The organism is Streptomyces kryoterrae, assembly GCF_054072135.1.
Genome location: NZ_CM133358.1, coordinates 8,779,354 through 8,790,841 on the forward strand (window position 1 = coordinate 8,779,354; position 11,488 = coordinate 8,790,841).

Annotated in this window: 10 protein-coding genes; 3 read left to right on the forward strand and 7 right to left on the reverse strand. The window is 72.1% G+C overall.

Features of this window, described 5'->3' with window-relative positions; all coding sequences use genetic code 11:
- Positions 1–61 precede the first annotated feature (61 nt).
- Together ACW4TU_RS39080 and ACW4TU_RS39085 are read right to left on the reverse strand one after the other, a co-directional pair.
- On the reverse strand, positions 62–2,629 hold the full coding sequence (locus ACW4TU_RS39080; RefSeq protein WP_457421265.1) for an ABC transporter permease: 2,568 nt from the start codon (positions 2,627–2,629) through the stop codon (positions 62–64).
- A gap of 6 nt (positions 2,630–2,635) precedes the next feature.
- The gene (locus ACW4TU_RS39085) at positions 2,636–3,490 is read right to left on the reverse strand and encodes an ABC transporter ATP-binding protein (RefSeq protein WP_457421267.1); all 855 of its coding nucleotides are present in this window, start codon (positions 3,488–3,490) and stop codon (positions 2,636–2,638) included.
- Between the two features lie 171 nt (positions 3,491–3,661).
- Between ACW4TU_RS39085 and ACW4TU_RS39090 the strand changes: the two genes are divergently transcribed.
- Both ACW4TU_RS39090 and ACW4TU_RS39095 read left to right on the forward strand, forming a co-directional pair.
- Positions 3,662–3,901 (forward strand): toxin-antitoxin system HicB family antitoxin, encoded by a 240-nt coding sequence (locus tag ACW4TU_RS39090; RefSeq protein WP_164323469.1) that lies wholly within the window; start codon positions 3,662–3,664, stop codon positions 3,899–3,901.
- A gap of 4 nt (positions 3,902–3,905) precedes the next feature.
- Positions 3,906–4,280, forward strand: a complete 375-nt coding sequence (locus tag ACW4TU_RS39095) for a fic family toxin-antitoxin system, toxin component (RefSeq protein ID WP_164323466.1) — start codon at positions 3,906–3,908, stop codon at positions 4,278–4,280.
- A 15-nt stretch (positions 4,281–4,295) separates the two neighbouring features.
- Here the strand turns inward: ACW4TU_RS39095 and ACW4TU_RS39100 are convergent, their stop codons facing one another.
- Both ACW4TU_RS39100 and ACW4TU_RS39105 read right to left on the reverse strand, forming a co-directional pair.
- Entirely contained in the window at positions 4,296–5,000 is a 705-nt protein-coding gene (locus ACW4TU_RS39100) for a class I SAM-dependent methyltransferase (RefSeq protein WP_457421269.1), read from the reverse strand.
- Between the two features lie 107 nt (positions 5,001–5,107).
- Positions 5,108–5,794, reverse strand: coding sequence for an esterase/lipase family protein (locus tag ACW4TU_RS39105; RefSeq protein ID WP_457421271.1), 687 nt, complete (start codon positions 5,792–5,794; stop codon positions 5,108–5,110).
- A 115-nt stretch (positions 5,795–5,909) separates the two neighbouring features.
- Between ACW4TU_RS39105 and ACW4TU_RS39110 the strand changes: the two genes are divergently transcribed.
- Positions 5,910–8,258 (forward strand): helix-turn-helix transcriptional regulator, encoded by a 2,349-nt coding sequence (locus ACW4TU_RS39110; protein ID WP_457421273.1) that lies wholly within the window; start codon positions 5,910–5,912, stop codon positions 8,256–8,258.
- A 68-nt stretch (positions 8,259–8,326) separates the two neighbouring features.
- On the opposite strand, the gene bioD is transcribed toward ACW4TU_RS39110, so the two are convergent.
- The 3 genes from bioD to bioB are packed head-to-tail and all read right to left on the reverse strand — an operon-like array spanning position 8,327 to position 11,479.
- Positions 8,327–9,049, reverse strand: a complete 723-nt coding sequence (bioD, locus tag ACW4TU_RS39115; RefSeq protein WP_457430540.1) for a dethiobiotin synthase — start codon at positions 9,047–9,049, stop codon at positions 8,327–8,329.
- A gap of 2 nt (positions 9,050–9,051) precedes the next feature.
- A complete protein-coding gene (locus ACW4TU_RS39120) occupies positions 9,052–10,332 on the reverse strand; it encodes an adenosylmethionine--8-amino-7-oxononanoate transaminase (RefSeq protein ID WP_457421275.1) in 1,281 nt (426 codons plus the stop codon).
- Positions 10,325–11,479, reverse strand: a complete 1,155-nt coding sequence (gene bioB, locus ACW4TU_RS39125; protein WP_457421277.1) for a biotin synthase BioB — start codon at positions 11,477–11,479, stop codon at positions 10,325–10,327. The genes ACW4TU_RS39120 and bioB overlap by 8 nt, the downstream gene beginning before the upstream one ends.
- Positions 11,480–11,488: the final 9 nt, after the last annotated feature.

An 11,488-nucleotide genomic window follows, 5' to 3' on the forward strand; every position in this document is an offset into this window, starting at 1 on the left:
GGCCCGCGCCACGCCGTACGCACAACCCGATCGGCGGCGACACGACTGCACGTATCGCCCGTCACTCGTGCGCGATCGCCGCCAGTACGTTCATCCGGGACGCACGCAGGGCGGGCAGCAGCGCGGCCACGATGCCGACCACCGCCGAACCCACGACCACCGCGACGATCGTTCCCCAGGGAATCGCCAGTGCCTCCATGCCCTGCAGAGCCAGCACCCGGTGGATGCACACGCCCCACACCAGCCCCAGCCCCAGCCCGAGCACCGCACCGAACACGGCGATCACCACCGACTCCAGCCGGATCATCCGGCGCAGCTGCCGCCGGGACAGTCCGATGGCCCGCAGCAGCCCGATCTCGCGCGTGCGCTCCACGACCGACAGGGCGAGGGTGTTGACCACGCCGAGCACCGCGATGACGATGGCCAGCCCCAGCAGCGCGTACACGAGGTAGAGCAGTACGGCGATCTGGTTACGGATCAGTTCCTTGTAGTCGGCCTGGTCACGCGCCTTGACCTGCGGATACGGGTCGAGGGTCCGCTCCAGCGCGGGACGCAGCGAGTCGGCGCTCGTGCCGTTCGAGGCGTTGACGTACAACGCGGAGTCCTGGCCGCCCGGCACGTACTTCTCGGCGACGGCGATCCCGAAGTAGATCCCGCCCTGCGTGCCGAACCCCTCGGCGCTGTCCTGGTCGGTGAGGGCGCCGACCGTCAGTTCGGTCCGGCCCCCGTCCGGGAACTCCACCGGCAGCACCGTGCCGACGCGCACGCCGTGGTCCTTGGCGTAGTCGGCGGACATCGCCAGGTGGCCGTCCGCGAGCGCGGCGGCCGTGTCGCCCCGGGCGTAGGCGACATGGGCGACGTCGTCGAGCCGCGCGTCGTACCCGGCGGCCGTGGTTTCGAGGCGCTTGCCGTCCGGGAACCGCACCGCGACCGGCACGAACCGCTGCCGTACGACGAGACCGACACCGTCCGTGGCCCGCACCTTGGCGGTGAGTTCCCGGGGGAACGGCACGAAGTTGTCGTTCTGCACGACGAAGTCGGCGCCCAGTGTCCTGTCGATCTGCTGGTCGAAGGACTTGGTCATCGAGGCGCTGGCCACGGACATTCCGCCGACCAGGGCGAGGCCGACCATCAGCGCGGCGGCCGTGGCCCCCGTACGGCGGGGATTGCGCAGGGCGTTGCGCTGGCTCATCCGGCCGACCGGCCCGAAGATCGCCGGGAACGCGCCGCCGAGGACCCGGATGACCGGCCGGACCAGCAGCGGGCCCGCGATGACCGTCGCGACGAGCGTGAGGACGACACCGAGTCCCAGCAGGGAGGCGGAGGTCGATGTCTCACCGGCCGTGGCACAGCCCACGAGTGCGGCGGCCCCGAGTGCCCCGACGATCGCGCCGACCACCGCCCGTACCCGCAACGGCCGCCCCACGCCCGCGATCTCGGCGTCCGATAGCGCGGCCATGGGGGAGACCACCGCGGCTCGCCGGGCCGGCAGATAGGCCGCCACGAAGGTGACCCCGAGCCCGACGGCGTACGACGACACGGGAGTAACCCAGCCCACCACCATGTCGGCCGACGTGAGGTTCATGCCGAACGCGCTCATCAGCTGGATCAGTCCGGCCGCGAGCCCGATCCCGGCGGCGAGGCCGAGCGTCGAGCCGACCAGGCCGAGCAGTACCGCCTCCGTCAGCACGGACCGGCGCACCTGCCGCCGGTCGGCGCCGAGCGCCCGCAACAGGCCCAGTTCGCGGGTGCGTTGGGCGATCAGCATCGAGAAGGTGTTGACGATCAGGAAGACCCCGACGAGCACAGCGATCCCGGCGAAGCCCAGCATCACGTACTTGATCACGTCGAGGAATCCGCCGAGTTGGGCCGCGGCGGACTCGGCCTGTTCGGCGGCCGTCTCCAACTCGTAGTCGCTGGTGCCGATCTGTTGCGCGATACGGCTCTTCAGTTCGGCGTCGCTCACCCCGCTCGCGGCGGTCACCGAGATGCTCGTGGCCCGGCCCGGCGCACCCAACAGCATGGTCGGCGCGGTCTTCGGGTCCAGGAAGAGCAGCGCCGCGCCCGGGTTGGTGGTGGTGAAGGTGGCGATCCCGACGATCCTGACGTTGAACGACCCCGGCTGCGCCTGGACGGTGAGCGTGTCGCCGATCCCCACGTCCTTGCTGTCGGCGGTGTCCGCGTCCAGCAGCGCCTCGCCGTCGCCCCGGGGGACGTGACCGGAGGTGAGTTCGACGGGGCTGCGGTCGGTGAGGTACCAGTCGGTGGCGATGGTCGGGGCGCCGGAGGTCGGTGAGACCGACTCGTTGTGGTCGTCGACCACGGTGAGGTTGTCGACGGACGCGTCCGCGTGGGCCTCCTCGACGCCGTCGACACCGGCGACCCGCCGCGCCAGCGAGGCGGGGAGGGTGAGGACCTCGCCGGACGGCACCGACGACTCGAAGTCCTTCCGGGGGTTCACCGTGACGTCGGCGGACGTGGAGGCGAAGAGCCGGTCGAAGGTTCGGGTGACCGTGTCGGAGAAGATGAGGCTGCCCGCGACGAACGCCACGGACAGGACGACGGCCAGCGCGGAGAGCAGCAGTCTGCCCTTGTGGGCGAGGAAACTCCTGAGCGTTGCCTTGAGCACGGGGTGTCAGTCCTCGTCGGTGGGCTTGGTGAGGGAAGGGGCGCCCGCGTCGCCGGGGGCGTCGGGGGAGCCGGCCTGGGGCTGTCCCGGTCCTCCGGAGAAGAGGCGCATGCGCTCCAGGACCGCCTCCGCCGTGGGCCGGGCCATCTCGTCCACGATCCGGCCGTCGGCGAGGAAGAGCACCAGGTCGGAGTGGGCGGCGGCGCCCGGGTCGTGGGTCACCATGACGACCGTCTGGCCGAGGTCGTCGACGGCCTCGCGCAGGAAGCCGAGGACTTCGAGCCCGGCGCGGGAGTCGAGGTTGCCGGTCGGCTCGTCCGCGAAGATCAGCTCGGGGCGCGAGGCGAGCGCCCGGGCACAGGCCACGCGCTGCTGCTGCCCGCCGGAGAGCTGGGCCGGCCGGTGCTTCAGCCGGTCCCGCAGCCCCAGGGTGTCGATGACCTGGTCCAGCCACTTCTGGTCGGGCTTCTGGCCCGCGATGTCCATCGGCAGGGTGATGTTCTCGACGGCGTTCAGGGTCGGGATCAGGTTGAACGACTGGAACATGAACCCGATCCGGTCCCGCCGCAGCCGGGTCAGGTCGCGGTCCTTCAGCCCCGTGATCTCCGTGTCGCCGAGCCACACCTGCCCCGCCGACACGGTGTCGAGCCCCGCCAGACAGTGCATCAACGTGGACTTGCCCGACCCCGAGGGCCCCATGACCGCGGTGAAGCGCCCGCGCGCGATGTCCACGTCGACCGAGTCGAGGGCGAGCACGGTCGTCTCGCCCGAGCCGTACGCCTTGGTCAGCGCGCGGGCGCGGGCCGCGGTCCCGTCCGCCTCCGCGTGCCCGGGGGCGTGCTCCGCAGCAGGTGTGGACAAGGCTGTCTCCTTCGGTAGCTTGTGCTGGTCGTGGCCGTCCCGATGTCGTGCCGACGCCCCTCGTTCCTTGTCCCGGCCGAGCGTAGTGTGACGAGGCGCACACCCGGTATCCCTTTTCGCTCTGGGGTGGCCCCCTTGCGGGTGCTAGCACTCTCGCGCTAGCTTCGTGGTATGGCCAAGACTCAGCTGAACGTCCGGGTGGACGAGGGCACCGCCCGCGCGGCGCGCGAAAAAGCCCTGTCCCGTGGAATGAGCGTCAACCGCTACATAGAAGAGCTGGTCCAGCAGGACACCGGCGAGGCGGGTCACACCTTCGTGGAGGCCGCCGCCGATTTCATGAAGCAGTACGAGTCCGTCTTCGCCGAGGAGTTCGGCACGGACCGCGAAGGCAAGCGCGAAGGTCGTCACTGAACCCTTGGACAACCTCAGGATCGACCTCGCCTGGCTCCTCATGATCGCGGAACGGAAGACGCCCGGAGACCCCCAGGTCTCCGACTGGGGCGCCCTGGTGGCCGCCGTCGCCCGCCACGAGGCCGAGATATTCGACATCCCCGTCTACGACAACCCCCACGCCCGGGCCGCCGCCCTGCTCCAACTCCTGCTGCACGTGCCCGCGTTGGAGCGCTCCAACGCGCTGTTCGCGTCCGCGGTCGCCTACGCCTACCTCATCGCCAGCGGGGTCAAGGTCGTCACCTCGCCCGAGCAGGTGCGTGACCTGGCCCGGCTGGTGAAGACCGGCAACGCCTCGGTGCACGACATCGCGCACGAACTGCGCCAGTGGAGCCTGTAAGGGGTCCGGCTCTGTCTACGGGCCGGGCTCCGCTCCCGGCTGAGGGGGACGGCGTGCGCTGCCCAGCACGCAGTACGAGGTGGGCAGCCGCGGCCCCTTCTCGGGCAGCGACAGCCGCTTGTACGGGCCGAGTTCGAACCCGGCGTCGCGCAGCGCGGCGATGGGGTCCCGGGCCACATGACAGCCGCCGGCGAGCGCGGGCCACACCGTGCGGTCGAGGGCGCGCTGAGTGAACCGCATCGCGGGCCCGCCCCCGGCACCGTGCTCCAGGAACCGCACCTCGCCACCGGGCCGCAGCACCCGCCGTACCTCACCGAGCGCCCGGGACACGTCCCGGACACTGCACAGCACCAGCGAGAACACGACCGCGTCGAAGGCCTCGCCCTTCACGGGCAGCGCCTCGGCCATGCCCGGGACGACATCGACGGGCACTTCGGCACGCATCGCCGCTTCCACGGCCAGCTGCCGCAGCAGGCGCTCGGGTTCGATCGCGACGACCTCCGAGACCGTGCCCGGATAGTGCGCGAAGTTCAGCCCGTTGCCGGCGCCGATCTCGATCACCCGTCCGGAGAGCCCGGCGAGCAGCCGCTGCCGCAGGGCGCCCAGGCCGATGCCCGTCTCGGCGGCCACGCTGAGCCGGGCGTAGTAACGGGCGAACAGCGGATGGTGCACGGGATCCCGCGGCACCTTGCCGGAGCCTGCGGTGGACCGTAGCGGCATGGGGACCTCCTGAGGAGGAATGGCCTCACCGCGATTGTCCCCCGCACGGGACCCGCGCACCCTCGCTGTCGCCGGAAACCGGCGGAATCAGGCCGTATCCGGCGGGATCAGGCGATGAAGTCGCGGACCTGCGAGTAGACGCCGTAGTCGTTGTTCATCTCGTCGTGCGAGACACAGCCGACCTCGACGTTCGTGGCGCCGCTCAGGATCGCGGTCGTGTCCGGGTTGAGCGCCTCGTCGCAGTTGGACCAGTAACTGGCGTACGACACACTGCCCGGCGTCTCGTCGCCCGAGTTCAGCGAGGTGAGGAACGAACTTCCCGTGTTCATCTCGGAGCAAGAGGTGTACAGCCACGCGCACAAGGAGGCGAGCGACGTGCCGTGGTTGGTACCGGCCGTGGAGACGAAGTCGTCGACGGACGCGGTTCCGCCGAGGTTCTTGAGGTAGTAGCGAGCGCTGAGCGCGCCCATGGAGTGGACGACGAGGTCGACCTTCGAGGCGCCCGTCGCGGCCAGAACTCTCTTGACCTCGGTGGCCAGTTGCTGGGCCGTCGTGACGTTGGACTGGGACCAGGAGTACGACCAGGCGTCCAGCTCGGAGGCCGTGTAGCCGTCGGCCTTGAAGTCGGCGACCCAGTCGTTCCAGCTGCTCGACGAGCTGCTGATGCCGTGCACGAAGACGATCGGATTGTGGGTCGCGGCCTGGGCGGGTGTCGCGGCGAGCGAGAGGGACAGGAGCATCGAGGACACGACGGCCGAGACGGCTGCTGTGACGCGTCGCATATGGCGCTGCATGGTGCCTCCTGATATGCGTGGGGTTGGCTGGAGTGTCAGGCCGGGTCTACGCGCGCCGCATCGGTGAAATCGCCGGTCTTTACGTGCCTTGTAACTCGCCAGTAACGTGAGTGGCGTGGTGACCTCGGTGAACCCCCCGCCTCAGCCGCGCACTTCGCCACCGGAGCTCACGGACGCGTGGCAGCAGCTCGGCCCCCCACTTCCCGAAGGCGTCCGCGTGCGCGTCCTGCGTGCCGCGTACGGCGATCCGCGGGCCGCCGCCGAACTCGTCCCGCTCCTCACCGAGCGGCAGGCGGCGGGACTCGATCCGCTCCCGGCGGAACCCGCCACGCTCGCCCCCGAACTGCTGCGCGCGCACCGCCGGGCGATCCGTGTCCTGCCCGACGACACCCGCCTGCTGCTCCTCCTCGCCGCCGCCGACCAGTACCCGGTGGCGACCCACGCCTTCCTGCGCGCGGTCGCCGCGGCCCACCTCGACACCGGCGCCCTCGAAGCCGCCGAGGCGGCCGGGATCGCCCACGCGACGGCGAGCGGAGTCGTCTTCCGCGACGCGTGGACGCGCATCGCGGCCTACGAGTCCGGGTCCTCGGCGGCCCGGCGCGACGTGCACCAACTGCTGGCCCGTGTCCTGCACGGTGACGCCGAGACGCCCCGGCGCTCCTGGCACCGGGGCGCCGGCGCCCTCGGTCCCAGTGCACGGCTCGCCGCCGAACTGGGCGGTGCCGCGCACGAGGCCCGTGAGCTGGGCGACCACCTCCTGGCCGGCGCCCTCGGCGAGCGCGCCGCCGCCCTCTCGCCCGACCCGCGCGAACGGTCCCGGCTGCTCTCGCGGGCCGCCGCCGACGCCTGGCACCGCGGTGACGGGGACCGGGCCCGCGGTCTGGTGGCGTCCTCGGACGAGAGCGCGCTCAACGGGATGCTCGCCCTGCGGTCGGGCAACGCGACCGAGGCCTTCGACGGGCTGCTGACGGCCGCGGTCCGGCACGCGCGGGCCGCGCTGGAGCAGGGGAGCTCGCTGAATCGTTCCGCCGAGGATCAAGGGCCTCACTCCGGCACACCGGAACGATTCGGCCCACCGGACGACCCCTATGCGTACCCGTACGCGACCCGGTACCCGCACCCGGACTCACAGTCGTCGCGCAGCGTCCCGAACCCCGCTCTGGACGTCGCCGTGCACCTGTTGGCACGTGCCACCGAGGCCGCCGTCTACACCGGCGACCTCCGCCGCTGCCGGGAGGCGGCCACCGTGGCCGCACGGCTCGGCATCATCCCGCCCGGCACCCTCGCGGGACTCGCCGCCGCCGTCGAGGGACGGTACGAGGACGCCCGCAACCTCCTCAAGGCCGCCGCCGGGCGTTGCGGTCCCGGTGGCGACCCCACCCTGCTCATCCACTCCGGCATCGCCGCGCTGCTCCTCGGCGACCACTCCGGCGCCGAACGCGCCACCGTACGGGCCGCCGCCTCCGCCCGCGCCCGGGGCGAGACGGTGACCGTCCCACAGGCCATGGAGTTCCGGGCCTACGCCGACTTCTGGACCGGACGCCCACGCGCCGCCGAGGCCGCCGCGGCCGACGCCCTCTGGCAGGCGTACGCCACCGGTCAGGACAACGGTGCCTGTCATCTGCAGGCCGCCCTCGCCATGTTCGCGGCGGTGACCGGCGACGGCGAGGTCTGCCGGGAACGCGCCGAGGCCGCCCGTACCCACGCCCGGGCCCACGGTCTGGGTCTGCCCGCCGCGCTCGCCCTGTGGGCGCTCGCCTTCCTCGACCTCTCCACCGGCCGCTTCGAGAGCGCCGCCGCCCGGCTGCGCGCCCTCGCCGGATTCGGCCCCGGTCACGGCCACCGGGCCATCCGGCATCTGGCCACCCCGCACTACGTCGAGGCCGCCGTCCGCACCGGTGACACCCGCGTCGCCCGGGCCGCCCACGCCGACTACGACCGCTGGGCCACCGCCGTCCGCAGCCCCGACGACCTGGCCCTCAGCGCCCGCTGCCGCGCGCTGCTCGCCCCCGGCGCCGAAGCGGTCGATCACTACCGCATGGCCCTCGACCTGCACGGCCACGGCACGCGTGACTTCGAACGTGCCCGCACGGAACTGCTGTTCGGCAGCGCGTTGCGCCGGCTGCGCCGGCGGACCGAGGCCCGTGACCGGCTGCACAGCGCCTTGGAGGCGTTCGAGACGTTCGGTGCGCCGCACTGTGCGACGCAGGCACGGGCGGAGCTGCGGGCGCTGGGTGCGCCGGTGACGATCACGTCGAGGCCGGCGGATCTCACTGCTCGCCTTACGGCGCAACAGCTGATGGTCGCGCGGATGGCTGCGGATGGTGCGACCAATCGGGAGATCGCTGTTCGGCTGGCGTTGAGTCCGCGGACGATCGATCACCATCTGCGGGGGGTGTTCTCGCGGTTGGGGATCCGGTCGCGGATCGAGTTGGTGCGGTTGTTGGGGGAGGAGCGGTTGTGAGTTGGCCTGCCGCCGGTGGGGCCGGTCGCGCCCGCGGCGGAGCCGCAGATCGATTCAGCCCCGCGCCCCTAAGGAAGGGGCCCTTCGCGCCCCGTGAAATCCGCCGCGTCCCATGTTCCGCCCAGTGCCGGCGCCAGCCAATGCCCGGCCTTCGTGCGGAAGTTGGCCGGGAAGAGCGCCCCCGCCCCCGCTGGCAGCGCCCCGAGCAGAGGGGCCCCGGCGACCAACGGCAGGTCGGCCAGGTTGCAACGGGCCGCCAGGTCCGGGGAGTCGGGCCAGCTGCCGATGACGATGCCCGTCAAGCTGACGTCTCTGCGGGCGAGTTCACGGGCCGTCAGTTCCGTCGCGTTGAGGGTGCCCAGGCCCGCCGACGCGACGACCAGGACCGGGGCGTCCAGCAGTTGGGCCGCGTCCGCCAGGGTGCCGCCCTCCTCGTCGAAGCGTACGAGCAGGCCGCCGGCGCCCTCCACCAGGACCACGTCGTACTCGGCGGCCAGTTTCGCGGCGGCCTCCGCCACCTCGGCCGGCCGTACCGGGGGCATCGAGGCCCGGCGAGCGGCCGTCGCGGGGGCCAACGGGTCCGGATAGCGGGCGAGTTCGAGGGTCCGTACGGCGCCCGCGAGCCGCGCGACCTCGTCGGCGTCCCCGCGCTCGTGCGGACGTACCCCTGTCTGCGCGGGCTTGAGCACGGCGACCGTGCGGCCCGCCGCGAGGGCCGTGGCGGCGACGGCGGCCGTCGTGACCGTCTTGCCGACCTCCGTGCCCGTCCCCGTGATCACCAGGATCGGCATGCTCATCCCTCCTGTGCCGCCGCGCACACCGCGCGCGCGATCCGGGCGACGTCCGCGTCGCCGGTGACGTACGGCGGCATGGTGTAGACGAGGTCGCGGAACGGCCGCAGCCAGACGCCCTCGCGCACGGCCGCCGCCGTGGCCGCCGCCATGTCCACCTCGTGGTCGAGCTGCACCACCCCGATCGCGCCCAGTACGCGTACGTCCCGGACCCCGGGAAGTTCCGCCGCCGCGGAGAGCCCGTCCCGGAGTCCGGTCTCGATGCGTTTGACCTCCGCCTGCCAGTCCTGGTCGAGCAGCAGCCCGATCGAGGCACAGGCCACGGCCGCCGCCAGCGGGTTGCCCATGAAGGTCGGGCCGTGGGCGAGCACCGGGACCTCGCCGCGCGAGATGCCGTCGGCCACCCGTGCCGTGCACAGGGTCGCCGCCATCGTCAGATAGCCGCCGGTCAGCGCCTTGCCCACGCACATCACATCCGGCGTCACCGCCGCGTGCTCCGCCGCGAACAGCGCGCCCGTCCGCCCGAACCCGGTGGCGATCTCGTCGAACACGAGGAGCACGCCGTACGCGTCGCACGCTTCGCGCAGTACCCGCAGATAGGCGGGGGAGTGGAACCGCATCCCGCCCGCGCCCTGCACCACCGGTTCGACGATCACGGCGGCCAGTTCGTCGGCGTGCCGCTCGATCGTGGAGCGCAGGTGGTCGGCGTACGACTCCTCGTACTCCGTGGGTGGCGCGTCCGCGAAGACCTGGCGGGGCAGGACGCCCTGCCACAGCTCGTGCATGCCGCCGTCGGGGTCGCACACGGACATCGGCTGCCAGGTGTCGCCGTGGTAGCCGCCGCGCCAGGTCAGCAGGCGCTGCTTGGCGGGACGGCCCAGAGAACGCCAGTACTGCAGACACATCTTGACGGCGACCTCTACCGACACCGACCCGGAGTCGGCGAGGAAGACGTGCTCGAGTCCCTCCGGCGACAAGTCGACAAGGAGCTTCGCCAGCCGTACGGCGGGCTCGTGGGTGAGCCCGCCGAACATGACGTGGCTCATCCGCGAGAGCTGCTCGCGCGCCGCCTCGTTGAGCACCGGGTGGTTGTAGCCGTGGATCGCCGACCACCAGGACGACATCCCGTCGACCAGCTCACCCACCCCGCCGGCCAGCCGCAGCCGCACCCCGCTCGCCGACTCCACGACGAGCGGTTCGACCCGGCCCGGCATGGGCCCGTACGGATGCCAGACGTGGCGCCGGTCCAGGTCGAGCAGGTCGGACAGGGGCAGGTCAGGCATTGGGCGCGAGGTCCGTTCCGGCACCTCGGCGTCGAACGGTGACCAGGTCCGTACGCGGTTCCGGCGTCGCCGCGTCCGAGGCGCAGGCGCCCGCCTCCGTGCCGCACGACCCCGCCGACGCGGTGCCGCAGCCGCCGTCGGCCGCCCGGTGCTCCGGCAGCGTCACCTGGTCGGAGCCCTCGATCTCGAAGCCGGCGTCGGCGATCATGTCGAGGTCGGCCTGACCGGCCTGGCCCTCGGTGGTGAGGTAGTCGCCGAGAAAGATCGAGTTGGCGAGGTTCAGGGCGAGCGGCTGCATCGTGCGCAGATGGACCTCGCGGCCACCGGCGATGCGCACCTCCGCGTCCGGGCACACGAACCGGACCATCGCCAGAATGCGGAGGCAACGCTGCGGGGTGAGGTTCCACTCCTTGGCCAGCGGGGTGCCCTCGACCGGGATGAGGAAGTTGACCGGAACCGAGTCCGGGTCGAGGTCACGGAGGGAGAAGACGACGTCGACGAGGTCCGCGTCGCTCTCGCCCATGCCCGCGATCAGGCCCGAGCAGGCGGACAGCCCGGCGGCGTGGGCCTTCTGGACCGTGTCGACCCGGTCCTCGTAGGTGTGGGTGGTGGTGATGTCGCCGTAGGTGGCCTCGGAGGTGTTCAGGTTGTGGTTGTAGGCGTCGGCCCCGGCCTCGCGCAGCCGCTCCGCCTGGCCGTCGGAGAGCAGGCCCAGGCAGGCGCACACCTCGACGCCCTCGTTCTGGTCCTTGATCGCCTTGATCGTGCCGGCCACCCGGTCCACGTCCCGGTCCGTCGGACCGCGCCCGGACGCCACCAGGCAGACCCGCTTGGCGCCCCCGGCCAGACCGGCCGCCGCGGCCTTCGAGGCCTCGTCCGGCTTGAGCCAGGTGTACTTCAGGATGCCGGTGGTGGAGCCGAGGCGCTGCGAACAGTAGGAGCAGTCCTCGGGGCACAGGCCCGACTTCAGATTGACCAGATAGTTGAGCTTCACCCGCCGCCCGAACCAGTGCCGGCGCACCTTCCCGGCGGCGGCCACCACATCGAGGAGATCGTCGTCGGAGGTGGCCAGCACGGCCAGCGCCTCTTCGCGGGTCGGCAGCTCGCGCCGCAGCCCCTTGTCCACCAGCGTCGTCAGCAGGTCCATGGAAGCCGA

Bases quoted from the DNA above. Each gene is read 5' to 3' on its own strand.
- bioD (WP_457430540.1), bottom strand. From the start codon at position 9,049: ATGCCGATCCTGGTGATCACGGGGACGGGCACGGAGGTCGGCAAGACG.
- ACW4TU_RS39090 (WP_164323469.1), top strand. From the start codon at position 3,662: ATGGCCAAGACTCAGCTGAACGTCCGGGTGGACGAGGGCACCGCCCGC.
- ACW4TU_RS39120 (WP_457421275.1), bottom strand. From the start codon at position 10,332: ATGCCTGACCTGCCCCTGTCCGACCTGCTCGACCTGGACCGGCGCCAC.
- bioB (WP_457421277.1), bottom strand. From the start codon at position 11,479: ATGGACCTGCTGACGACGCTGGTGGACAAGGGGCTGCGGCGCGAGCTG.
- ACW4TU_RS39100 (WP_457421269.1), bottom strand. From the start codon at position 5,000: ATGCCGCTACGGTCCACCGCAGGCTCCGGCAAGGTGCCGCGGGATCCC.
- ACW4TU_RS39105 (WP_457421271.1), bottom strand. From the start codon at position 5,794: ATGCAGCGCCATATGCGACGCGTCACAGCAGCCGTCTCGGCCGTCGTG.